This is a genomic window from Microcoleus sp. MON2_D5 (assembly GCF_036701905.1).
Taxonomy (GTDB): Bacteria; Cyanobacteriota; Cyanobacteriia; order Cyanobacteriales; family Microcoleaceae; genus Microcoleus.
Window position 1 is genome coordinate 26,741 of the sequence record NZ_JAUBRM010000024.1, and the last position, 24,137, is coordinate 50,877.

The window sequence follows — 24,137 nt, forward strand, 5'->3', positions numbered from 1 at the left end:
TTTATCTTCTCTGCTAAGCTTTTTAAAATGGGGATGTGGGTCTAAATCTCATAAATTTCTAACGGTAAGTTGTCGGGATCTCTGAAAAATGTAAATCGTTTTTCGGTAATCTCGTCAAGGCGAATATTTTCTACTTCTACTTGTTGAGATTTTAAGTAAGCAACTGATGCTTCTATGTCCTCAACTGCAAAAGCTAAATGTCTCAAACCGCACGCTTCAGGACTGTTAACTCTTTCAGGAGGGTGGGGAAATGAAAAAAGCTCAATGGTGTCGCCGTTTCCGACTCCCAAATCTAGTTTGTAAGAATTCCTCTCGGTTCGGAAAGTTTCTTTGATGATGGAACATCCCAATACTTCTACATAAAATTTTTTCGAGGTTTCGTAATCCGAGCAAATAATCGCCACATGATGTATTGCTTTTATTTTCATCTGAATAAAGTTAGTTAGTTTTGTTTTTCTGAGATGTTGCACTATTTTAAATAAGCTTTTTATGAACAGGCAAGATGCCTGTTCCACAAAAAAATTTACTCTTTGTGGAACAGGCATCTTGCCTGTTCTTGAGAATCGTGCAAGATGTGAGGTTTTTTCAAATGCACAGCACGCTATTGACAATTATATTTGACGATCGCAGACTCGGCGAGACACCCTGGGAAATTCAGGGCGATCGCCCTTTATTTTCCCGCGCCCAAATCTTAATCGAAAAATTTCTGTAAAAAAAGTACCCTACTTTGATAAAATGAGAGTTTTGCAGTCAATCACCCAATTTGCATCTCAGGAGACAAGGATTATGGCCCGTATGTATTACGACACCGACGCGAACCTAGACCTCTTAGCCAACAAAACGATTGCTATCATCGGCTACGGTTCCCAAGGACACGCCCACGCCCTCAACCTCAAAGACAGTGGCATGAATGTCGTTGTCGGTTTGTATCCCGGTAGCAAATCTGCTGCCAAAGCAACCGACGCCGGTTTAACAGTGCACCCCGTAGACAAAGCAGCCGCCGCCGCTGACTTCATCATGATTTTATTGCCCGATGAAGTTCAAAAAACTATTTACACAGAACAAATTGAACCGAACCTTTCAGAAGGAAATGTTTTAGCATTTGCTCACGGTTTTAACATTCACTTCGGCCAAGTTGTTCCCCCTGCCAATGTAGACGTAGTAATGGTTGCCCCCAAAGGCCCCGGACACTTGGTGCGGCGGACTTACGAACAAGGGGAAGGCGTTCCCAGTTTGTTTGCAGTATATCAAGATGCTTCCGGTCAAGCGCGCGATCGGGCAATGGCCTATGCTAAAGGTATCGGCGGCACCAGAGCCGGCATTCTGGAAACCACTTTCCGCGAAGAAACAGAAACGGATCTTTTTGGCGAACAAGTAGTTTTGTGCGGCGGTTTGAGCGCATTAATTAAAGCTGGATTTGAAACTTTAGTTAACGCCGGATACCAACCGGAATTAGCTTATTTTGAATGTTTGCACGAAGTTAAACTTATCGTTGACTTAGTAGTAGAAGGAGGCCTCGCCAAAATGCGCGACAGCATCTCCAATACCGCAGAATACGGCGATTTAACTCGCGGCCCCCGCATCGTCACGGATCAAACCCGCGCCGAAATGCGTAAAATTCTCAGCGAAATTCAATCCGGCCAATTTGCCCGCGAATTCGTTCTCGAAAACCAAGCCGGCAAACCGGGCTTTACCTCCATGCGCCGTCAGGAAGCAGAACATCCTATTGAAGAAGTTGGTAAAGATTTGCGAGCTATGTTTAGCTGGTTGAAAAAGCAGGCCTAATCAATTTGAGATTTGAGATTTTAGATTGGAGGATCAATCTAAAACAGGAGTTACGCAGAACCTAATTATGTAGGGTGTGCACTGCACACCTTACCGTTTCGAGGAAAATCTCAAATCTCAAGTTAAATAGATTACAGATTAGAGAGTGGATAAAAAATCTCTAATCTAAAATCCAAAATCTAAAATCGTACTGTTGGGTTTCGCTTCGCTTAACCCAACCTACAAGAACATGGCTAGGTATTGTTAGATAAACCCAGTTTCTCGCTGGTAGCTCAAAACTATCGACTGGGACTAGGGGTTTTTTCCAAGTTCTCAATCTCCTTATCCCTTTGCTTGTTTGAATCTTTCGGCTTCACCCACGAAGGCCACAACCCGACGAAGAACTTTCGGCTTGCCACGCTAGTATCTCTTACAGGTTTGGGGAGAAAAGTTAAAGTGTCACCGTAAAGGGTAAACAGGGCTACAAACAGAAGCAATAGCGGGATAAGATTTTTTTTAGGCATCGCAGTTTGGGAGTAGAGTTTGTGAAAGCGCTTTGTTATATTTTGCCCTTGCACGGACAAAATATATCAGAAACAGCTTAAGAAGAAAATACAGCCGTGGGGGGTAAGGGGCTTCGCCTACAACAGGAAAGCCGGCTAGTCGCAATATGATGCCCCCTCGAACTACCACTACAAAGACCTTTATTATAGGTGTTCGAGCTGACATCAGATTATTAGCTAATAACTAATAGTGGTAAGGTTCGGACTGCGAACCCTACATAATTATTTTCTGGGTGGAGAACTCAAAAAAATACTATGGTTTTTTGGCGCTTACCTACTTAACGACTAATGACTAATCACTACTTATTCCCTTGAATAAAAGTTTGCACTACTGTATGAATTTCGGGGGAAATTTCTGTTACTAGCCGCACCGGGATTGCCGATGTAGAAGCAAATTGCGCGTATTCTGGCGTTAGAAAGACTGCATATTTGTCAGCTTCAGCAGTCAGTTGAGCAACGGTAGCCAAACTTACAGCTTTAATATAATTGCGTATGCTAACAGCTTGATCGCCGACAACTTCATCGCCGGTAATTACTGTGCTCGGTCTACGAACTTGGTGTAAAGTTGTACTGGGATCTTTGACGCTTAAGTGGGTTCCTCCTACAAAACCGACTAGCCATTTAGGAGATGGAATTTTCGGAAATCCGGCAATTTGTTCGGCTAACGCGGGAGTTGTTTTGTCTGCAGAAGATGCTACTATTAAGGTAGGAATTTGAATTGCACTTAAACCAGTTTCTCCAAATAGTAATGATGCGATCGGATTCATGGCGATCGCCCTTTTAATCCTCGCATCCCGCAATTGATACCGTTCTTCGGGCAATCCGGCCGCCGCGCACTGAATGCCTTCACCCAAGCTGAACCCAATCAAATCTCCCTGACACCGCTGTTTGAGTCCGCTCAATTGCAGTTCGGCGCCGGCCAAGGACAAGGCTGTAGCGCCGCCGAAGGAATAGCCAATTATTACGGCTTGGTCGATCGCGATTTTCCCCTGCAAATTATCATCAGTGTGGTTCAATTTTGTCAGTTCGTCGAGTACAAAACTGATGTCTTTGGGGCGATCTAAAAACTCTTGAGGGGCTAGCAAGGGACACTTACCCGCCATCGCAGCATTGGTATTCGTCTCGTTGCTGCCCGGATGTTCTAAAGCTGCTACTACATAGCCGTGAGACGCCAAATGCTCGGCTAAGTAGCGCAAATCCGTGCGGACGGAACCCAACCCGTGAGAAAAGACGATCGTCGGTTTGTCGGCTGTCGCAGCTTCCGACCAGTACACATCAACCGGAATAGGTCGATTGCGGGCGCTATCGTTCAAATCTAGCGCCCGTACCTGCACCGAGTTAGGGCCGGGCTGGGTTGGATCGAAAGGCAGGTTAAACGCGGGTTTAACCGGTGCTAACTGAGGTGCGATCGCCTCCATAAAGCGCTGAGTTTGCCAAAAACTTGCGTTCATATTTCCCAAAACTGCGAAAGCTCGATCGAGATCCACCACGACCCGCGAGCTCGGATAAGATTCAATGAAACTCAATACCGATAAGCCTTCCGGCGCGTTTGCTCCCAGCAGCAGAGCCGATCGCAGCGCTTCCACACCCCCACCGTCGCGCCTGGGTATCACTGTAGTCAAATCCGTCAGGATGCCGGTGCCGATGCCCGTATTTAGCAAGTTGCTCAGGCCGACTACATTTAGGGGAATTTTCGCTTGCAGCGCCCGAAAGATTTTACTGCGCTGTTCGTCAGACAGGAGATTGGCATAAGCTTGCAGTCTGGCGGGGACTTTTCCTGTTTCTGCGAGTTCGCGCAAATCCGCAACCGATATTGACGATTCTAAAATACCTTTGCGGACAACAACCGTTTCTGCAGCTTTTACAGGAGATGTCGTGTCGCTGAAAGGATTAATCGAAATCGAACCCAAAACACTCGCTACTGAAGAAAACCATCTGAAATTTGGTCTGATGCTCATTTTTACCTTATTGAACTAGAGAGGATAGATCACCATATTCTCAAAATTCTCCCAGATACCGAGAAATTGTCCTAGATGCCGAGAAATTGTCTCCATCGGGGCGCGATCGTCAAGGCCTCTACGCATATTTACTTGCCGATCGCACATTCCGTACCTAAGTGCACTTCTTGTGCGGGTGCTAATGATGATCAGTTGAGGGATTTTTTAATCGACCTCCCAAAAAATACAAACTTCGCGAGTGAAAAGAGCGATATAGCAATCCTAAATCATTTGTGAATTTCTTACTCCCTCCCCTTGGTAAGGGGAGGGTTGGGGTGGGGTAAAAAATTTACGACTCCTGCAAGGATTGCTATATGCTCTTAACTGTAAGGTTTTCTTTGTTGGGTAAATCCTATACTCCTGGAACTTCACAATTATCCACATTGAATAATCTTCATAATTTGAGTCTAAAAAGTGAGGGGGAATTTAAGTATGCAACATTCGTAAATATTGACCACAAATGCCAGAAGTGCTTCATTGATTAGGGGAAGTGATTGTGGAGCCAATTAAATATGGAAGTAAAAGCGAGCTGCGAGAAATTATTAAGTAAAATTGGCCACCAAAGAAAGATAGCCATTTATATCACTTCCGGTGGCACTCATATATCATAGCAACGGAGGGCACAGCAGTGCTGTGCCCCAGCCCAAAATAATCATGAGCGGTCGCGACAGATGTACCTATCGCCCGATTAATTTTTCGTAAACAGCACGGCGCGTGTCCTGACTCGGGGTAATATTAATTCTGATGCTACCCGATTTGATATTACTTAAAGCACTAAGCCAAATTGCGGTAAGTAGATAGGGTCTATCGATTAGCTATCAAAGTGTTGCCTAAAAACTATGTACAGCGATCTAGTGTATTTCCGAACCGCGCAAAGGTGCGGAAATTTTCCTCGCAATTCCGTTGGATTAGAATTAAATATATGACTTACACAATTGTCATAAATAGGGAGGTTAAATTTTAGGTATGTAGTTGCGCTTGTGCGATCTTAGCTTAGGAAAGAGCGAGTCTAGCCCAACTACATACCTTTGTTTAATTTGCCACTTGGCTTGAGTCCTAAAACATTAACCGCAGATGAATGCAGATTCATAACATCATCGGCGGTGAAAATCTTCCTCAAGATACAGGAAAATAAACAACCAGCATCGAAATATTTTGGTGAGTCCGGGCTAGCGCTTCTGGTTCTTTGAGAGTTCCCGGTTTTTCCCACAATTTCTGTTGCTGAGAAAGTGTTGTTAAAATCAGCAAATCGTGTTCTAACAAATTCTGCGAAACTAACTTGATAAAATTTCCCTGCACCCGATTTACTGGTATCTCAGAAAGAATTTCCACCTCCGCCGCACTTTTGTTGCTTTTTTCCCGTTGTGTCGCCACCAACAACACTTGCAAACTCGCCTTAAGTTCCTCTGCCAAACTCTTAGCAATATCCACGGTTTCCTGAAATCCAAACCGAGTCAACTCGCTGTCAGTTACCGCCAAAATAACTCTGGCTGTATTCTGGAGAGGATCGGGAAATCGAGCAATCAATACGGGTACGGGCGATCGCCTTACTACATTGTCAATGATGCTGCCAAAAAAATTGTCGCGAGTCGTGGAAAATCCCTTCCAACCGCACACTATTAAACTAGCCTCGCGTTCGGTTGCACTCCGCAGGATTCCGCGATCGATCGCATCATCTATCCTCGCGATCGGTTCAACCGCACAAGCAGCCGCATGGGCCACAGTTTCCGCAGCCGTCAAAAGTTGAGTTTGTTGCATTTTTTCTGCCGGAGAAATTGCTTCCCCGCGATCGGACAAAATATGCAGCGGCAGCAAAGTTCCCTGATATCTTTTTGCTAAGATCAAAGCCAAACGCAGCAAATTATCTTCCGTATTCGGATTAGCAACAGGCACTAAAACTCGCTCTCCCCATGAATGCTTTCCCGAAGTAGCAGTCGGCAAACTCGACCCCGGGTGCTGCATTTCTTGACCCCACCGAGATACAATCCAAGGAGAAGCGACACAAGTTACTAAAATCATGGCAATGATGCCGTTCACCGTTACGCGATCGACCAATTTAATTTCAAAAGCAACCGTAATCGCAGCCAAAGTAGAAGCAGCTTGAGCACCAGAAAGACCGAACATTACCATAATGTTCGGAAACTCAAAACCGAATAATTTCCCCGGTATCCAAGCTGCCAAAAACTTACTCACCACCTCGGCTAAAATCATCACCGCCGCCACCAACAAAGACTGCGGCTGCTTCACCAAAATTAGCGGGTCAATTAACATCCCCACAGAAATCAGAAAAAACGGTACAAAGAGCGTATTGCCAATAAACTCAATCCGATTCATCAGCGGACTCATTTTGGGAATAATTTGAGTAATGGCAATTCCCGATAAAAACGCCCCAATAATTGCCTCAATCTCAATTAGTTCTGCTGCGTAAGAAACTAAAAATAGGGTAGCCAATACAAATATAAATTCGGCATTTTCGTCGTGTCCGAATTTCTTAAAAAACCAGCGACCGATTTTGGGGACTCCCCACAAAGTAGCAAAAGTGTAGATAGCAAGAGAGGGAATGAGAACCAGCCAAAAATCGAGAGTGAGATTTCCTTTGTAAGCTTTGACAACAATCGCCAGCACCAACAGTCCCAACACATTGGTAATTAACGTCCCCCCCAAAGTCGCCGTAATAGTCTGAGTTCGCATCAATCCCAATTTTGTGAGAATTGGCAGCGCTAAAAGCGTGTGCGTAGCGAAACAAGAAGCAATTAAAATTGAAGCCAGCCAGCTATATCCCAACAGCAGCATCGCTCCCGTCCCCAATATCATCGGTAACGAAAAAGTAGCCAGCCCAAATATGACAGCTTTGTCCGCATTGAGTTTGAGGTCGTCGAGGCTAGTTTCCAGTCCCGCTAGGAACATCAAAAACAGCAATCCTACTGTACCTAACAAAACAATAGTAGCGTCCCGTTGCAGCAAATTGAGACCGTTTGGTCCGACAATTACGCCAGCAATAATTAAACCGACTATTCCCGGTAGCCGCAAGCGCTCAAATAACAGGGGCGCGATTAGCATGATTGCTAAAAGAAGCAGAAAAACGGGAACGGGAGCGGTAATCGGCCCGGAAGTAAACATAAAAATTTTTCCCTAAATATTGGCAGCGAACTGCTACCATATTTAAAATAAAACAATCAAAATCTATATCAATCTAAAGAGGTATTATCAAACTTTTACAGCGTAATTATTAATAAGTAGGGCTGGGCGGGAGAAACTCGGTTTCTTGGTAAAACATGGGTTTGATTACGAGAAATTTATGAAAAAAGCCGGGTTTCTTGTTCCCGGCGCACAAGTCGTGATTTGGAATCAATACCTATAAACAAGGGAAACGTGCTTTTATCCCTTGCTCTTGTCTATTTAAAATCTAAAACCGGGAAAGGTTTCGCCGCTTCCATCTGCGCCGCTAAAGCAATTAAAGTTGCTTCCGCCGCCGGCCGCCCGATAATTTGAATTCCCACCGGCAAACCGTTGTCATCTAAAATGGCAGGAAGTGCGATCGCAGGCAAACCGCTAGCATTAAAGGGCGGACAAGGAGCAATCCAATTAATGATCCGCTGCAAAGTTTCTTCAAAAATCAAATCCGCCCACTCCCCAACCCGGATGGGGGAGTGCATATAAGTCGGCAAAACTAACACATCAAATTTTTCAAAGAATCCCACAATCCGCCGTGAAATCACCTGCATTTGATTCACCGCCCGCAAATATTCCCCAGCCGAAATAGTTCTTTCTAACAGCCAGCGATTCATCGGTTCCAAAGCAGAACCTGGAATGCCGCTTGCCGCCGCCCCAGACTGCCAAATTGCGATAAACGGCTCGATTAAACCCGTAAAATCTGGGCATCCAGGTTCGACATCATGTCCCAAATCTGTCAATAATTTTACTGTTTCGAGTACCGCTTGCTGACAGGTAGCCGAAGCCTCGCCGACAGGGGAAATAGTCGTAGAAAAGGCAATTCGCAGTTTGCCCAACTTTTGACGGGAAGCCTCTAAAAACGTCGGATTTGAATCTGGTAGCCAGTACGGATCGCCTGTTGTGTAGCCTGACATTACATCCAAAAGTGCGGCGGCGTCAGCTACAGTTCGCGCCAGGGGGCCGTTGACAGAAATGCCGCTGAGGTAATCTCCGACAGGTGCCCAGGAAACTCGCCCCCGCGATGGTTTAATGCCCACTAAACCGCAGCAGGAAGCTGGGCCTCGGATCGAACCGCCACCGTCTGAACCTTGGGCGATCGCACACAAACCGGCTGCTACAGCCGCCGCTGAGCCTCCGCTGGAACCTCCCGGCGTATAGTCTAAATTCCAGGGATTGCGCGCGGGCGGGAAACCTTCTGGTTCGGTGTAAGGTAATGAGCCAATTTGAGAGGTGGCTGTTTTGCCCAGAATGTTAAATCCCGCTGCTTTGATCCGCCATACTACTGACTCGTCGTAGGCAGAGATGTTACCCAGCAAAGCCTGAGTGCCGTATGTACACGGAACGCCCGTAACTGGTGTCAAGTCTTTAATGGCGATCGGCACTCCGAAAAAAGGTGGCAATTCCTGTGGCTTGTTTAACCCAGCTAGTTTTTCGGTTTGAGATTTAGCTAGGGCGATCGCCCGCTCTGCCGTTACAGTAAAATAACTGCCCAGCTCAGGGTTTAATCGATCGATCCGTTCCAAGTAGAGATTGACAATTTCTAAAGGCGACACTTCCAGCGTGCGGATCGACTCCGCCAACTCCAGAGCTGGAGTAAAAGCCCGATCGACAGAATTCATCGGTTTAAGTCCTTAATATTTGGCTAATGTATCAATTTATACTGCTTGCTTGCGGAAAACTCTTTTCTTTAAACAACATTCTCCAAAAATGTGGAAAATCCATATTTGGTCGTAGATAGAGGTGAGCGCATCCTCCTATTGGCAGAATATTTCCTTTGTATTGCACCAGTAGAAACTGATCTTGCGATAGACTGAGGAGAACAGTTAAGCTTTTGTGCAAGAGCCGCACAATGGCGATCGGCATTGTCCAACTCCCACAAATCATCTGTTCGAGTCAGCCTTCTCACCAACTTAAGGTAGCGCATATGACACAGCAGCATCCGCCAGCTCCTCGCCCGCCCGTACCCGGAGCTCCCCCCCTGCCAGGAATACCCCGCCCTCCAGCTCCAGGGATGCCCCCCAGAGCAGCAGGAATGCCGCCCGCACCGCCGCCCGCACCAGCACCAGCACCAGCACCGCCGCCGCAATCCTTCGCCACACCTAAAAGCCCGAGCTTTAGCAGCGGCGGATCTCCGACTTTGAAAGAGCTAGTCCTCCGAGCCAAAGATGAAGGAGTATCCGACCTTCACCTCGGCGTAAACGAAGTGCCCCGCTTCCGCACGCGGGGCGAAATTGCCGACATCGGCTATCCACCAACAGATTTAGATACGTTTTTTGGCTGGTTGCGCGAGTGCATGAGCGATGAAGAAATTGAAATTTTCCAAAAAACCCTAGACTTTGACGGCGCTTTCGACTTCGGGTTCGTGCGGATTCGGATCAGTTGCATGGACTCCTTAGCCGGGCCGGCCATGGTGCTGCGGCTAATTCCTGCCAAAATAATGACACTGGAGGAATTGAAGCTGCCGGAGGTCTTTAAGAAAATATCCGGCTACCACAAAGGGCTGATTTTGGTGACGGGTCCGACAGGTTCGGGTAAGTCTACCACCTTGGCTGCGATGATCGACTACATCAATAAGAATAAAGCCTACAATATCATCACGATCGAAGACCCGGTAGAATTCGTACACGAAAGCAAAAAATCCTTGATCAAGCACCGGGAAGTCGGCAGGCACACCCTGAAGTTTATGAGCGCTCTCAAAGGCGCTCTGCGGCAAGACCCGGACATGATGCTAGTAGGAGAAATTCGGGACAGAGAGACGGTGGAAATCGCCCTCAAAGCCTCTCAGACCGGTCACTTAGTTGCAGGAACCCTGCACACCAACAGTGCGATTAAAACTCTGAACCGGATTCTGGATATGTTCGGGCCCGAAGAACAGGAGGCCATACGGGTTTCACTTTCCGAATCCCTAGTGGCAATTATTGCTCAACTGCTGTGCAAAACCACAGACGGGAAGCGGGCTGCTTTCCACGACGTTTTGATCAATACCGACGTGGTTAAGGAATACATTCTGAAGGGCCAGAATGAGGAAATTAATCAAATCATGATCAAAGATACTTATGAAGGCATGACGACGATGAATAAGTCGCTCTACGGCCTTTATCAAGAAGGTCGGATTACTGAAGAACTTTGTGTAGAGAACTCGCCGTACCCGAACGAAATGGCTCAGATGCTCCGAGGTCGAGTCTAAAGGTCGAGTGTTAACAGTTAACTGTTAACAGTTAACTGTTAACTGTTAACTGCTATTGGTGTACTGAATTGAAAGTCGATCGCCCGATTTTGCCAGAAATTTTCAAAGGCATTGCGCTGTTTACACCAGGGGGAGACTTAATCTATTGCATAGACCCCCACAAGCAAACTCGGTGGCATTTGCAGTTGTGCGTAGCTCTACAGGAGATCCTCGGTTTGTCGGAACCGCCGCATTTTCTGATACCTTGCTACACGGCAACCGTTGACTCGTGGCTAGATCCAGGCGATCGGCAGGTGCGGGTTGCTGCCGAGGCTTACCCCCCCGTGCTGCGACATCAAACCCTGCTGAACGCCATTTTTGGGACTGGCGACTTAGTGTGGCATCCCCGGAGCGAAGAAATGTGCGAACCGATGGCAATCGCTACTTATCACGAAGAATTCCCCGAACTTTGGGAAAATCACGACTTAGTTGTACAGTATGCCAGCCCCGAAGCTCGATCGGACTGGAGCAGTTCGATCGTAACTCCATTGGGCTTTCCGCCATCGCAGCAGGCTCGGCTTCCCAAACCAACAGCACTCACCCCACCGCCACAAACTCAAGGGTACGTTTTGCGTCTGTTTGTTTCCGGCAGCAACCCCAGCACCGAACGCACCCTCGAAACTTTACACCAGTTTTTAGAGCAATGCCTCGATCGTCCCTACACTTTAAAAGTAATTGATGTTTTGAAACATCCAGACCAAGCTGAGGCAGATCAGATTTCAGCAACTCCTACTTTGATTAAAATCTGGCCGAAACCCGTGCGACGAATTGTCGGCGAATTGAACGATGATGAAAAAATAGTGCGGCTGCTGAGCTATTCGGAATTTTAGATTGGGGCGAGGATTTTTGCGATTATTTAATACGGGCGATCGCGGTTTTAGTAGCGATGGAATTAACAACATTTAGTAATTCCGTCCTGGACGCAAAAAGTGGTTGGGCGTTCTACTTTATCGGTTAGGTGTTCTTGGGCCGTACATCCTAAATATAGAGGTTCTGCATCCAGGAGTGAATTGCGGGTGAGGCACTGCACTCACCGGGAATAATTAGGGTAACTTACGTGGCTTGAAAATTGTGGTAAGGTGCGCCGAAGAGCACCCTACTTTACCACAATCAATCTGGCAATCAGGAGAATTGAAAACCGTGCCTGATGTCAAAAAGGTCGATCGGCTTACTCAGGCAAACAAACCTCGGGAGCGCACAAACTGGGGAAATCCAAAGTTGTGACTTCCAGCGTATCCAACTCAATTCTCCGAATTACATGATTGTTCGTATCAGCAACAAACAAGTGAGGCCCGATCGCACTCAACCCTGAAGGTTCAAAAAATCGAGCCTTAAGACCTTTAGCATCAACCAAACCTGCTGTACCATCTCCAATCATTGTTCTGCACGTACCGCCCCGGTGGTCGATCCGCTTAATTTTGTGATTGTAAGTATCAGCCACCCAGAGGTAATTTTGAGCGTATTCAACACCCAAACAGTGCTGCAACCTGACCTCATCACCGCGACCATCTTTATCCCCAAAACCAAACAATTCACCGCTACCGCAAACAGTGCGAACCTTCGGGTCTTCATCTATACCCACAGCACGAATCGAACTAATTTCGCTGTCGGCAACAAACAACTCCGATCGATCCGTAGCGAGGCCGCTGGGCTGAGAAAAAGCAGATTCTGCAAGATTCCCGTCCACACAGGATTCTCGGCCAATACCCGCATAAGTGCCGATCGTGCCAGTGTCTAACTGCATTTCCCAAATTTGGTGGGAACCCGCCATTGCAATAAAAAGTCTATTTCCAACTCTTTCTAAATCCCAAGGCGAATTCAATTGCGTTTCTAAACCCTTGCCGCTGCGGGGTGAAATTTCGTGACTTTGTTCGCCCGTACCAGCAATAGTTTCTACCCGTTGAGTCGTAAAATCAATCTTTCTGAGAGCATGATTTTCCGTATCAGCAACATATAGAATTTGAGTTTCTGCATCAAAAGCCATACCTTGAGGTGCAAAAAACTCAGCCTCTTCAAAGTCCCCATCAGTTAAACCCGGTTTGCCACTACCGATGACGTGCAGCACCTCACCTTCGAGGGTGCTGACAACAATCCTATTGTGGCCGGAATCGGCAATAAATAAGCAAGAACCGACTAAGTTTTGTATGACTGAATTAGCAGGCCCGGGCAATACAGTTTCATCTACAGATTCATTTTCCTGGCTCATTTCGCCCAAAAGCGCGACCTGTTGGTGAAGATGTTTTGCCTCCGTTGCAGCGATCGCAAATGCCAGCACTTTACCGGGAAAAGCCAGCGGTGTGGATACCGGTTTGCGCTGTTTTTCTAAGCTAAAAGTGAGTTGTTTAAATTTGAGTGCATTTTTATCTTTGTATTCAGCAATTAACTTGCCAACTAATTCGTCAAGTGCTTCTCTATTGCCTTCACCGGAAACAAACCCAACGACATAACTTTCAGGATCGATCACCATTAAAGTCGGCCAAGCGCGAACCGCGTAGCTTTGCCAAACTTTCATGCCGCTGTCTACGATTACGGGATGTTCGATATCGTAGCGGAGGATAGCTTGGCGGATGTTTTCTACTTCTTTTTCGTTTTCAAATTTAGCCGAGTGAACGCCGATAACCGTGAGGGAATCTTTATATTTTTGTTCGAGGTATTTTAAGTCTGGGAGGACGTGCAAGCAGTTGATGCAGCAGTACGTCCAGAAGTCGAGGAGGACGACCCGGCCTTTTAGAGATTCAATGGATAAAGGTTTGTCGGTGTTTAACCAGGGGTAGTTTCCGGGGAATTCTGGTGCTCTGACGCGAGGCATGGCATCTCCTGGGTAGGATGTGAATGATTTTTTTACTTCTTTAATTTAGCGGGAAGTTTCGCGGCATGGGGAAAAAGCTGGTTAAACCTGGGCTTTTGGACACAGCCAAGATGCCATCGCCACCAGAGGCGAGTGAGTTCAGTGCTCATATTGCCACATTGAATACTTTAGTCTGTAGAACTTTTGTATTCAAAACCTTACTATTTTTCTCTATGCAGCCTAGCAAACTAGATCAAACTTTAGGACTAGAAATACAACGTCGTCGCATAGAGAAACGTTGGTCACAAGAATATCTGGCAGAAGTCACAGGTCTGCACAGAACCTATATCAGCCAGCTTGAGCGAGGGCTGAAAAGTCCATCTGTTAGAGTTCTTAGTCACATTACAAATGCTCTGGACATAACAATGGGTGAATTTTTACGAATTGTAGAGGAACTCTTGAGTGCTGACGGAAAACGAGATTGAAAGATTGAGGCAAGCCATTATTGCTACCATTGCATCTCCAGTTATAGGCTCGATAGAGGATTATACTTGGGAAGCTATTTTTCATTATGTCAAGCATATTCCTTTATCAGATCCAGCATTAGGATGTAGCAAACTCCTCTATGATGCTGTTGACACCACGACTGCAAGTGGTTGGTCACTCAAATCTCTTCAACTGAATACTCTTACTCTTGTAAATACATTTTTGTTTGTCATTCAGAGAGCAGATGTTATCAAAAAGGCTGCCAAACTTGGTTTTCCTGGTTTGACGGAACAATCCTCACCTGCTGAACTCGGAGCAGCTATTGTTCAGCATTGGAACGAGAAAATTATATCGAGTCAAGCAGCACAGAGCATTACCAATAGCTATGAAGGCATACTGCTGAAAACCATTAGAGGATATGAATATATTTACTGTGAATTCCCTCTTAATCCACTTGACCCAAATGCTTTTTCTTGGGCTTGGACAGTGGATAGAGTTACTGGAAGATCGGGAGCAGGCCTACAAGGCAATGTTGCAGGTAAGCTAGAGTTAGTTTGGTACAAGAATCAAAAGCAACTTTTTAGAGCTAGAACCATTCCTCCAGAAGCAGTTCACATCAGGGTTAAGCGAACTCGTATTACACTTGATCGATATGTGCAAACTGTTCTCTCAGCTTTGCAAGATCAACTCAGTACACCGTCTTTTGACAGTGAACTTGGAGAATAGATGCAGCTATTGCTTTACCTAGAAGTGGGGGTACTGATTCTCCTATTTGAGAAGCCATATCAGTGTATGTTCCCAGAAAGTGAAAGTTATCTGGGTAAGAGTGCAATCTTGCAGCTTCACGGATTGTAATTGTCCGATTTTGGGTTGGATGAAAAAACCTGCCAGAGCCGGGATGGAAAACCCACCTTGTGATAGTTCTTGCTGGTTTATCCCAATAAAGCCTTCCATAGGCACCGCTATAGTGCTTTTTAGGAGCTAATTCCGGTGGCAAGTCTCTAGCATCTTGCCCTTCACTAAGAAGACGCACTCTTGACATTTGAATGGGACTCAAAGCACGAGCAACGTGATTGAAAAGTTTCGTACTTCCATTACGTATCATTGCTTGGTACGCAGTTTGGGGTGGAAAAGGATAAACTTCAGCATTATATTGGTCTCCTGCGTTCAATGACGGCAAATCTCCAATCGCATCTCTAACTGTGACGACTGAAGAAATGTTTGATTCTAGGAGACTAAGTTGGTAAGAAGATTTAGTAGCTCTGTAATCGCTTCTAATCTCGCCAGCGTGTGTAGGTTCAGGGAATTGAAGTGGTTTATCTAAACTAGCCAGGAAAAAAGCCCTTGATCTGGTCTGCGGTACTCCATAATGCGCGGAGTTTAGTGAGCCAAAAGTGACTTTATAACCTTGCGACTCAAGTTGCTGTGTAATTTCATTCTTAACTACACCATCATAAGCTTTCAAGATTTCAGGTACGTTCTCCATAACAACGTAAAGGGGTCTAAATTCCTGTACGAATTCTAAAAATGTCCGATATAACTGATTGCGAGAGTCGCTGAGGTAGCGATAGTCAGCAGGAATATTTCTTGAAAATCCTTGGCACGGGGGGCCGCCTATCAACGCTGTTAGTTCCTCTCTCTGCAAACCCAAACATAATCGCAGATCCAAAGGATTGACCTCACGTATATCCTGATGAACAATTTTGGTGTTTGGGTAATTATGCTTATAAGTCGTTAGAGCTTTCGCATCCACCTCGATCGCACATAAAGATTCAAAACCAGCCAGGTAAAATCCTGTAGTCAAGCCACCCGCACCAGAAAATAAGTCAATAGTCTTATATGTCATCATCGAATACTATAGTATTAGGAAGCTCTTGTCAACCAACTTCAGCAATTGGCATCTCTTGCTTCTGCTAAATTTTATGCTTGCTTTTCCCTGCAATTATTTTCCAAAATAACCCATACACCGTTAATTTTATTCTGGTCGATCGCACTTGCAATCGACTTCACCCACACAAAATCTAACAGCAACCGCCGCCGTTATAATGCCAAGTCGAATCCGTAATTAACACCTTATCCGGCATTAATCCCCCCAACTTCCCAGCAGTTTTATCGCACACCGCCGCCGGAACTCCTCGCTGCAAAACGTGACCCGCCCCATCATCAAACAGCTCTTCAGACCCCGCATAAATAGCAGTCTTGCCAGTAAAAATGCAAGCTCCATCATCCGGTACAGGCACTTTGAAAGACACCGAATCCAGGCTTTCTAACAGCAAATCTGCATCCAATTGATAATTGTGTTTGTCCAGCAATCGGTAAGGCCTTCTCGCCCGAACTTCCACTTGCCCAAAACCAACATCTACAAGGTGTTGAACGTATTCTTCGTATGTCAGAGCACCCGACAAACACAGGGCGCGCAAGCGATCGTCTTCTTTCAAATGCTGCGGAATGGGTCGAGTTGCGATCGGATCGCTCATCAACAATCTGCCACCGGGTTTTAACACCCGATAAGTCTCTTTTAATGCTTTAGCTAAATCCGCAGGTTCAAAGATATTAAACAAGCAGTTTTGAGCGACAACATCTACAGAAGCATCCGGCACTGGCAACGCAAAAGCATCGCCTTCACGAATTTCTACAAAACTGGCATCAAACCAATCATTTTCTTGGGCCGCAATTTGCAAGTTTCGTGCAGCCGCATCTCGCATTGCTGGAACCGGATCGACGGCAATAACCGCTCCTTTGTGTCTAGAAAAATATGCAAATTGTAGTGCTTCCAAGCCGCCGCCGACGCCTACATAAAGCACGAAGGGATTGCCGACAAGTTCGGCGGCGTGAACGGTTGTGCCGCAGCCGTAATTCATTTCTTGCATTTGTTCGGGAATTTTTAATCCTGGCAATTGCAAGGGACTGCTTTGGACGCAGCAAAGCCCGATTTGGGGTGTTTCGGCAACATCACTGTAGAATTTGGCTGCTGTTTCGAGGTAGGTCATTTTTTAGTGTCCTTTAATGTTTAACCGCAGATAGAGCCAGGGCGGGGCCCCATGCCACGAAGAAGCCCCGAAAGATTTTGTTACGTGGCAAATTCGACTTTTTGTTCGGATTTGGGCGGATTTTCGGGTTCGGAAACAGTTGTTTTGGGATCTGCTAATTCGGTGGTTGGCTGGCTAGGAGTTTCAGCGGCAACTGGTGGCGTTGGCGGTACAAGATTGGGAGACTCTTCTGGTATCGCGGGAGCCACTACTTTTGGTACTGGAGCTTTTCCTGTTATTTCTGGCAGGGTTGGTGGCACTGAAGGATTAGCAGGTTGGGGCTCTTCACGCAAGAAGTTGCGGAACCGATTGTAGTATCCTTTATATTCCTGTTTTTTTGTTTGGGGAGATGCTGTTGGGGTCGGTTCTATTATTTTAACTGGTGCAACAACTTTGGGGGTTTCTAACTGGGGAGTTGCTGTCGGTGTCGGTTCTATTACTTGAACTGGTGCAACAACTTTCGGGGTTTCTAACTGGGGAGTTGCTGTCGGTGTCGGTTCTATTACCTGAACTGGTGCAACAACTTTCGGGGTTTCTAACTGGGGAGTTGCTGTCGGTGTCGGTTCTATTACTTGAATGGGAGCAACTTCGGGAGCGACTGTTGGCTCTAAGCTCGGTTGAGTAACAGGGGTTTCTGGAACCGCTGGTGAGGGTTGGACAACTGGTGTTTTTTCTAATGCAGGTGTCGGTGTCGGTTCGGGGGTTGGGGTTGGTTTGGGTTCGGGAGCTTGGTAGGTGCGATCGACTATACCGCGAGCTTGTGCTGCTGTTAGTTCGCGCCGCACTAATTTTGAAATAGTATCTTGACCGAGGGGTTGGTAATTTATGAGTCTGGCTGTATTATTAAAGGCGTTTTTGACAATTTTTCCTCGTTCGTCAATTAATTCTAGCTGTACCCAGTTTTTCCCTGGTGTGAATCCTTTAAGATATATAGGTTGCCACTGGTCGATCGCAAAGCTTTCGCCGTTCACTGTGGCTCGAATTTTCCAATCGAGTATTTCATCTTGGGAATTTTCTTGCGCCACTTCGTGCGGGGGGGCATTTGTCAAGTAAAAGTCGAGCAGGATGGGTTCTGCCCCGTAGCTGCCTTGGGGGCTGTTGTACGTTAATAGGGGCAATGTTCGATCGGGATTATTGTCGTCTGTTTTGGTAAAAACGTGAAAGGTGGTTTGAGCAGCGGCACCTTCGTTTTTAAAGCTTTCTTCCCAAGGGCGAGCGGCGAACACCTGCAGGGTATGGGTTCCGGGTTCTAAGTCGGAGAGCGTTAAAGGTTGGTTGATGTCGTAAACTGCTGCATAAGGTTGGTTGTCTAATAAAACTTGCAGATGGGGGCCCAAACCCAAGTTTGCATCTTTGAAAATGGGCAAGTCCTTCACTTGGAACTGAACAGACACATTTATATCCTGAAGCACTTGGTCAGGTTTTGGATTCAAAATACTAATTTGAGGCTGGTAGATTTCTAGAGCCTGACGCAGTTGTTGAATGGCTTCTGGGGGAGAAACCTCTGAGATTCTGTTTACTGGGGCGGTAGCTGAGTCGCTCTTGTTCCCTGATTTGGGCAATTCGGGATGACCCGCGCCACAACTTGCTAAACCCAAAATTAATATTGCTGCTGCGAACAATGCCAGCAGCCTGCCCGCAACCGTTCTGTGCCAATTGATCCCAATCACGCAACCATACTCCTAGAAGCCTTCTCATAGGGAACTATAGCCCAAAAATGAATTTAGTATTGGGGAATTGCCGCTCAGGAATTCCAAAGCCGCGTAGGAACCCGGATTGAGGCAGCAGCGGCCAACCCATCTTCTCGCACTCTTAATTCCCGCAGCCTTATTCCAAAACATATATCTACAAATGAGTATTCCTAAATTACTTTATCTTTGAGTTTTGTAAAGTTAATGGCAGTACCCCTTGACTTTTTCGAGGGACTGTGGAATTTACAGGCGTTATTACATCAATAATTGAGCCTTTTTTAAGTATTGTTAACAAGCGATTAATACTCCTCTAGCAAGCTTATAATTCATAAAACTCCCTCAAAAGGAGCAGCCGTATCAAGTCTGAATCAAGGACGCGATCGGCGACTCATCTGGAGAGAAGAGTTGGCAGTACCCAGTCACATTGTTAGCGACACTGGGAAACTGGCTTCTTCAAAGAAGCAAAATGCTTGGGGAGACGATGCACCTGCGTCTAGCTCTGCAAAGAGTAAAGTGTAGTGCAGTGTCGGCTTTTTCGAGAATCCCCCGCCCAATCAAGCGCGGGGAGTGTCCGGTACATTATTCAGTTCTCGTTCCTTGTCTTACCGAGAGGAGAGTCTTCATGACCATTAGTCCTCCAGAGCGAGAGGTAAAAGCTAGGGTAGTAGTCGATAAGAATCCGGTTCCAACTTCTTTCGAGAAGTGGTCAAAACCCGGTCATTTCGATCGCACTCTAGCTAAGGGGCCAAAAACCACCACTTGGATTTGGAACCTCCACGCTAACGCTCACGACTTTGACAGTCATACAAGTGACTTAGAAGACGTTTCGCGCAAAATCTTTAGCGCTCACTTCGGCCACTTGGCAGTAATCTTCGTGTGGATCAGTGGCGCATATTTCCACGGCGCTAAATTTTCCAATTACGAAGCTTGGCTGACAAATCCTACAGCCATCAAGCCCAGCGCTCAAGTGGTCTGGCCGATTTTTGGTCAAGAAATTTTAAATGCAGATGTAGGCGGCGGCTTTCACGGAATTCAGATCACCTCTGGTCTATTCCAGTGGTGGCGCGCCAACGGCATCACTAACTCATACCAGCTATATTGCACTGCGATCGGCGCCCTGGTAATGGCAGCTCTGATGCTATTTGCCGGTTGGTTCCACTATCACGTCCGCGCTCCGAAACTGGAATGGTTCCAGAACGTGGAATCGATGATGAACCACCACTTGGCTGTGTTGTTGGGCTGCGGCTGCTTGGGCTACGCGGGACAGCAAATTCACGTGTCGCTGCCAATCAACGCTTGCATGGACGCGATCGATGCAGGTTCACCGCTGACAGTCGGCGGCAAGCTGATCAAAACAGTTGCCGACATCCCCCTGCCGCACGAGTGGATTTTGACACCGGGCTTGATGGCTGACATCTACCCGAGTTTCGCTAAAGGTTTAACCCCCTTCTTCACCCTCAACTGGGGCGCATACACAGACTTCCTGACCTTCAAAGGCGGTCTGAACCCGACCACAGGCGGTTTGTGGCTGACTGATACAACACACCACCACTTAGCTTTGGCAGTGCTGTTCATCGTCGCTGGTCATATGTACCGGACGAACTGGGGCATCGGCCACAGCATGAAAGAAATCCTAGAGAACCACAAAGGCCCCTTCACTGGTGAAGGTCACAAAGGTCTCTACGAAATCCTGACAAATTCTTGGCACGCGCAACTGGCGATTAACTTGGCACTGATGGGCTCTCTGAGCATCATCGTGGCTCACCACATGTACGCGATGCCTCCGTATCCGTACATCGCGACCGACTACCCGACTCAGTTGTCCATCTTCACCCACCACATGTGGATCGGCGGATTCCTGATCGTTGGAGGAGCCGCTCACGGAGCAATCTTCATGGTGCGGGACTACGAACCGAGCGGCAACGTCAACAACCTGCTCGATCGCGTGATCCGTCATAGAGATGCGATCATTTCCCACCTGAACTGGGTTTGTATATTCTTGGGCTTCCACAGCTTCGGTCTGTACGTCCACAACGACACGATGCGGGCTTTCGGTCGTCCTCAAGATTTGTTCTCCGATACCGGGATTCAGTTGCGTCCGATATTTGCCCAGTGGGTGCAAAACATCCACGCCTTGGCTCCTGGCACAACAGCGCCTAATGCTACGGAAATCGTCAGCCACGCTTTTGGCGGCGGTGCAGTAGTAGTCGCCGGCAAAGTAGCGATGATGCCGATCGAGTTGGGTACGGCGGATTTCATGATCCACCACATCCACGCTTTCACAATTCACGTTACAGTCCTGATTCTCTTGAAGGGCGTGTTGTTTGCACGCAGTTCTCGCTTGATTCCTGACAAAGGCAACTTGGGTTTCCGGTTCCCTTGCGACGGCCCAGGCCGTGGCGGCACCTGCCAAGTTTCGGGTTGGGATCACGTGTTCCTCGGCCTGTTCTGGATGTACAACAGCATCTCGATCGTGATTTTCCACTTTAGCTGGAAAATGCAGTCGGACGTGTGGGGAACAGTAGCGCCAGACGGCACAATTTCTCACATTACCGGCGGCAACTTCGCACAAAGTTCGATCACGATTAACGGCTGGCTGCGGGACTTCCTCTGGGCGCAAGCTTCTCAGGTGATTCAGTCCTACGGTTCGGCACTGTCGGCCTACGGTCTGATGTTCCTAGCTGGACACTTCGTCTTCGCCTTCAGCTTGATGTTCCTGTTCAGCGGCCGCGGCTACTGGCAAGAACTGATTGAGTCCATTGTTTGGGCTCACAACAAGCTCAAGGTAGGTCCCTCCATTCAGCCTCGCGCTCTGAGCATTATTCAGGGTCGGGCTGTGGGTGTAGCTCACTACCTCCTAGGAGGAATTGTCACTACGTGGGCATTTTTCCTAGCGCGAATCATTTCGGTAGGGTAAACTACCCCTAGGTTTTGGATTCTCGATTTGGGAGGAATCTCAAATCGAGAATCCAAACTCAGAACCGAATCCCTTCAATTTTGTTCAGGATTCAGGATTAATCAAGGCTTATGGCAACGAAATTTCCAAAATTTAGCCAAGACCTTGCCCAAGACCCGACCACACGGCGGATCTGGTACGGGATTGCCACAGCACACGACTTTGAAAGCCACGATGGCATGACGGAAGAAAATCTTTACCAAAAGATTTTTGCTTCTCACTTCGGCCACATAGCAATCATTTTCTTGTGGACTTCGGGCAGCCTGTTCCACGTAGCATGGCAAGGTAACTTTGAACAGTGGATTAAAGACCCCCTAAACGTCCGCCCGATCGCTCACGCGATTTGGGACCCCCAATTCGGCGCTCCTGCAGTAGAAGCTTTCACTCAAGGCGGCGCTTCTAACCCAGTAGACATCTCTTACTCCGGTGTCTACCATTGGTGGTTCACTCAAGGGATTCGGACAAACGCTGACCTGTATCAAGGAGCTATCTTCTTGCTACTACTGGCGGCTGTCTTCCTGTTCGCAGGTTGGTTGCACCTCCAGCCCAAGTACCGCCCCAGCTTGTCTTGGTTTAAAAATGCTGAATCTCGCCTCAACCACCACTTGGCTGGTTTGTTCGGTGTCAGCTCTTTGGCTTGGACTGGTCACATGGTTCACGTTGCTATCCCCGAATCTCGCGGACAGCACGTAGGTTGGGAAAACTTCTTGTCTACCCCGCCTCACCCGGCAGGTTTGGCTCCGTTCTTCACTGGTAACTGGAGCGTATACGCCGAGAACCCAGATGCACCGAACCATGTCTTCGGTACTTCCGAAGGCGCTGGAACCGCAATTCTGACTTTCTTGGGTGGCTTCCACCCTCAAACAGAATCCCTGTGGCTGACAGACATCGCTCACCACCACTTGGCGATCGCAGTTCTGTTTATCGTTGCCGGTCATATGTACCGGACTAACTTCGGTATCGGTCACAGCATCAAAGAGATGTTGGATTCTAAGGCTGGTTTGGTCGGCGGCAAGAGTGAAGGGCAGTTCAACTTGCCTCACCAAGGCTTGTACGAAACCTACAACAACTCGCTGCACTTCCAACTGGGAATTCACCTCGCTGCTTTGGGCGTAATTACCTCCCTGGTAGCACAGCATATGTACGCGATGCCTCCCTACGCTTTCATGGCGAAGGACTTCACGACTCAGGCTGCGCTGTATACCCACCACCAGTACATTGCTGGATTCATCATGGTCGGCGCTTTCGCCCACGGAGCTATCTTCTTGGTGCGGGACTACGATCCTGAAGCAAATAAAGGTAACGTGCTCGATCGCGTGTTGCAGCACAAAGAAGCGATTATCTCTCACTTGAGCTGGGTGTCGCTGTTCTTGGGCTTCCACACTCTCGGTCTGTACGTTCACAATGACGTGGTAGTTGCTTTCGGAACTCCTGAAAAGCAAATCTTGATTGAACCTGTGTTCGCACAGTTCATCCAAGCTGCTCACGGAAAAGCTCTCTACGGCATGGACGTGCTGTTGTCTAACCCTGACAGCCTTGCTTCTACCGCTTGGCCGAACTATGCTAACGTGTGGCTCCCAGGCTGGTTAGACGGGATTAACAACGGTACTAATTCTCTGTTCTTGGCGATCGGACCTGGCGATTTCTTGGTTCACCACGCGATCGCACTAGGCTTGCACACCACCACCTTGATCTTGGTCAAGGGAGCTCTGGATGCACGCGGTACTAAGCTGATGCCGGACAAGAAAGACTTCGGTTATGCTTTCCCTTGCGACGGCCCCGGCCGTGGCGGTACTTGCGACATCTCTGCTTGGGACTCTTTCTTCCTGGCGATGTTCTGGATGCTGAACACCCTGGGTTGGGTAACGTTCTACTGGCACTGGAAGCACCTGGGCATCTGGCAAGGTAACGTGGCTCAGTTCAATGAGTCTTCTACCTACCTGATGGGCTGGTTCCGCGATTACCTCTGGCTGTATTCCGCTCAGTTGATCAACGGTTACAACCCGTATGGTACTAACAACTTGTCTGTCTGGTCTTGGATGTTCTTATTCGGACACCTTGTTTGGGCAACTGGTTTCATGTTCCTGATCTCTTGGAGAGGTTACTGGCAAGAGTTGATCGAGACTTTGGTTTGGGCTCACGAGCGCACTCCTTTGGCTAACTTGGTTCGCTGGAAAGACAAGCCTGTTGCTTTGTCGATCATCCAAGGTCGCGTTGTTGGTTTGGCTCACTTTACTGTGGGATACATCCTCACTTACGCCGCCTTTGTAATTGCCTCGACGGCCGGGAAATTCGGGTAACTCTGAACTCTGGTTTCTAGGTAATTAACTAAAATCCCCCGCCTTCTGGCGGGGGATTTTTTTAGGTATTTTGGTTAACTGAAGCTGTTAATTAGGAATCTGAGGGCGATCGCGCTGTCCTCTAAACCTCATTTTGGGTAATAATAGAGAAAAGCCTGAGTCT

At 47.4% G+C, this 24,137-nt stretch carries 16 protein-coding genes; 8 read left to right on the forward strand and 8 right to left on the reverse strand.

The annotated features are described in order from the left end of the window. Nucleotides 1–41: 41 nt before the first annotated feature. Nucleotides 42–428 (reverse strand): SMU1112c/YaeR family gloxylase I-like metalloprotein, encoded by a 387-nt coding sequence (gloA2, locus tag QUA47_RS11010; protein WP_333288301.1) that lies wholly within the window; start codon nucleotides 426–428, stop codon nucleotides 42–44. 74 nt (nucleotides 429–502) lie between these two features. Between gloA2 and QUA47_RS11015 the strand changes: the two genes are divergently transcribed. Together QUA47_RS11015 and ilvC are read left to right on the forward strand one after the other, a co-directional pair. Continuing rightward, nucleotides 503–712, forward strand: coding sequence for a hypothetical protein (locus QUA47_RS11015; protein WP_333430770.1), 210 nt, complete (start codon nucleotides 503–505; stop codon nucleotides 710–712). A gap of 23 nt (nucleotides 713–735) precedes the next feature. Then, complete coding sequence (gene ilvC, locus QUA47_RS11020; RefSeq protein WP_071587777.1) at nucleotides 736–1,785, forward strand: ketol-acid reductoisomerase; 1,050 nt, start codon at nucleotides 736–738, stop codon at nucleotides 1,783–1,785. An 841-nt stretch (nucleotides 1,786–2,626) separates the two neighbouring features. On the opposite strand, the gene QUA47_RS11025 is transcribed toward ilvC, so the two are convergent. From QUA47_RS11025 to QUA47_RS11035, 3 genes are all read right to left on the reverse strand, one after another. After that, nucleotides 2,627–4,285 (reverse strand): alpha/beta hydrolase, encoded by a 1,659-nt coding sequence (locus QUA47_RS11025; RefSeq protein WP_333430771.1) that lies wholly within the window; start codon nucleotides 4,283–4,285, stop codon nucleotides 2,627–2,629. A 1,155-nt stretch (nucleotides 4,286–5,440) separates the two neighbouring features. Further along, on the reverse strand, nucleotides 5,441–7,444 hold the full coding sequence (locus tag QUA47_RS11030; protein ID WP_333430772.1) for a cation:proton antiporter domain-containing protein: 2,004 nt from the start codon (nucleotides 7,442–7,444) through the stop codon (nucleotides 5,441–5,443). Between the two features lie 275 nt (nucleotides 7,445–7,719). Further along, the gene (locus QUA47_RS11035) at nucleotides 7,720–9,117 is read right to left on the reverse strand and encodes an amidase (RefSeq protein WP_333430773.1); all 1,398 of its coding nucleotides are present in this window, start codon (nucleotides 9,115–9,117) and stop codon (nucleotides 7,720–7,722) included. Nucleotides 9,118–9,422: 305 nt separating this feature from the next. On the opposite strand from QUA47_RS11035, the gene QUA47_RS11040 reads away from it, so the two are divergent. Next, nucleotides 9,423–10,685, forward strand: coding sequence for a type IV pilus twitching motility protein PilT (locus QUA47_RS11040; protein ID WP_333288326.1), 1,263 nt, complete (start codon nucleotides 9,423–9,425; stop codon nucleotides 10,683–10,685). Nucleotides 10,686–10,753: 68 nt separating this feature from the next. Further along, nucleotides 10,754–11,554 carry a circadian clock KaiB family protein gene (locus QUA47_RS11045; protein ID WP_333430774.1) on the forward strand — a complete coding sequence of 267 codons (801 nt, stop codon included), beginning with the start codon at nucleotides 10,754–10,756 and terminating at the stop codon, nucleotides 11,552–11,554. Between the two features lie 338 nt (nucleotides 11,555–11,892). On the opposite strand, the gene QUA47_RS11050 is transcribed toward QUA47_RS11045, so the two are convergent. Further along, nucleotides 11,893–13,533, reverse strand: a complete 1,641-nt coding sequence (locus QUA47_RS11050) for a thioredoxin-like domain-containing protein (RefSeq protein ID WP_333430775.1) — start codon at nucleotides 13,531–13,533, stop codon at nucleotides 11,893–11,895. A 65-nt stretch (nucleotides 13,534–13,598) separates the two neighbouring features. On the opposite strand from QUA47_RS11050, the gene QUA47_RS11055 reads away from it, so the two are divergent. Further along, nucleotides 13,599–13,997: a helix-turn-helix transcriptional regulator gene (locus QUA47_RS11055; RefSeq protein WP_333430776.1), complete on the forward strand. Its 399-nt coding sequence runs from the start codon at nucleotides 13,599–13,601 to the stop codon at nucleotides 13,995–13,997. After that, entirely contained in the window at nucleotides 13,975–14,724 is a 750-nt protein-coding gene (locus QUA47_RS11060) for a hypothetical protein (RefSeq protein WP_333430777.1), read from the forward strand. Before QUA47_RS11055 ends, QUA47_RS11060 begins: the two co-directional genes overlap by 23 nt. On the opposite strand, the gene QUA47_RS11065 is transcribed toward QUA47_RS11060, so the two are convergent. The 3 genes from QUA47_RS11065 to QUA47_RS11075 all read right to left on the reverse strand — a co-directional run bounded on the left by QUA47_RS11065 (nucleotide 14,687) and on the right by QUA47_RS11075 (nucleotide 18,697). Further along, the gene (locus tag QUA47_RS11065; RefSeq protein WP_333430778.1) at nucleotides 14,687–15,847 is read right to left on the reverse strand and encodes a DNA cytosine methyltransferase; all 1,161 of its coding nucleotides are present in this window, start codon (nucleotides 15,845–15,847) and stop codon (nucleotides 14,687–14,689) included. The genes QUA47_RS11060 and QUA47_RS11065 overlap by 38 nt on opposite strands. A gap of 172 nt (nucleotides 15,848–16,019) precedes the next feature. Beyond that, nucleotides 16,020–16,988, reverse strand: coding sequence for an arsenosugar biosynthesis arsenite methyltransferase ArsM (gene arsM, locus QUA47_RS11070; protein WP_333430779.1), 969 nt, complete (start codon nucleotides 16,986–16,988; stop codon nucleotides 16,020–16,022). Between the two features lie 80 nt (nucleotides 16,989–17,068). Then, nucleotides 17,069–18,697: a hypothetical protein gene (locus QUA47_RS11075; protein ID WP_333430780.1), complete on the reverse strand. Its 1,629-nt coding sequence runs from the start codon at nucleotides 18,695–18,697 to the stop codon at nucleotides 17,069–17,071. Between the two features lie 643 nt (nucleotides 18,698–19,340). On the opposite strand from QUA47_RS11075, the gene psaA reads away from it, so the two are divergent. Beyond that, the gene (gene psaA / locus QUA47_RS11080) at nucleotides 19,341–21,635 is read left to right on the forward strand and encodes a photosystem I core protein PsaA (RefSeq protein WP_333220614.1); all 2,295 of its coding nucleotides are present in this window, start codon (nucleotides 19,341–19,343) and stop codon (nucleotides 21,633–21,635) included. Between the two features lie 110 nt (nucleotides 21,636–21,745). After that, on the forward strand, nucleotides 21,746–23,974 hold the full coding sequence (gene psaB / locus QUA47_RS11085) for a photosystem I core protein PsaB (protein WP_190659912.1): 2,229 nt from the start codon (nucleotides 21,746–21,748) through the stop codon (nucleotides 23,972–23,974). Nucleotides 23,975–24,137 lie beyond the last annotated feature (163 nt).

Coding starts and splice junctions, on each gene's coding strand:
- gloA2 (WP_333288301.1), bottom strand. CDS start 428: ATGAAAATAAAAGCAATACATCATGTGGCGATTATTTGCTCGGATTAC.
- QUA47_RS11015 (WP_333430770.1), top strand. CDS start 503: ATGCCTGTTCCACAAAAAAATTTACTCTTTGTGGAACAGGCATCTTGC.
- ilvC (WP_071587777.1), top strand. CDS start 736: ATGAGAGTTTTGCAGTCAATCACCCAATTTGCATCTCAGGAGACAAGG.
- QUA47_RS11025 (WP_333430771.1), bottom strand. CDS start 4,285: ATGAGCATCAGACCAAATTTCAGATGGTTTTCTTCAGTAGCGAGTGTT.
- QUA47_RS11030 (WP_333430772.1), bottom strand. CDS start 7,444: ATGTTTACTTCCGGGCCGATTACCGCTCCCGTTCCCGTTTTTCTGCTT.
- QUA47_RS11035 (WP_333430773.1), bottom strand. CDS start 9,117: ATGAATTCTGTCGATCGGGCTTTTACTCCAGCTCTGGAGTTGGCGGAG.
- QUA47_RS11040 (WP_333288326.1), top strand. CDS start 9,423: ATGACACAGCAGCATCCGCCAGCTCCTCGCCCGCCCGTACCCGGAGCT.
- QUA47_RS11050 (WP_333430775.1), bottom strand. CDS start 13,533: ATGCCTCGCGTCAGAGCACCAGAATTCCCCGGAAACTACCCCTGGTTA.
- QUA47_RS11055 (WP_333430776.1), top strand. CDS start 13,599: ATGGGGAAAAAGCTGGTTAAACCTGGGCTTTTGGACACAGCCAAGATG.
- QUA47_RS11065 (WP_333430778.1), bottom strand. CDS start 15,847: ATGATGACATATAAGACTATTGACTTATTTTCTGGTGCGGGTGGCTTG.
- arsM (WP_333430779.1), bottom strand. CDS start 16,988: ATGACCTACCTCGAAACAGCAGCCAAATTCTACAGTGATGTTGCCGAA.
- psaA (WP_333220614.1), top strand. CDS start 19,341: ATGACCATTAGTCCTCCAGAGCGAGAGGTAAAAGCTAGGGTAGTAGTC.
- psaB (WP_190659912.1), top strand. CDS start 21,746: ATGGCAACGAAATTTCCAAAATTTAGCCAAGACCTTGCCCAAGACCCG.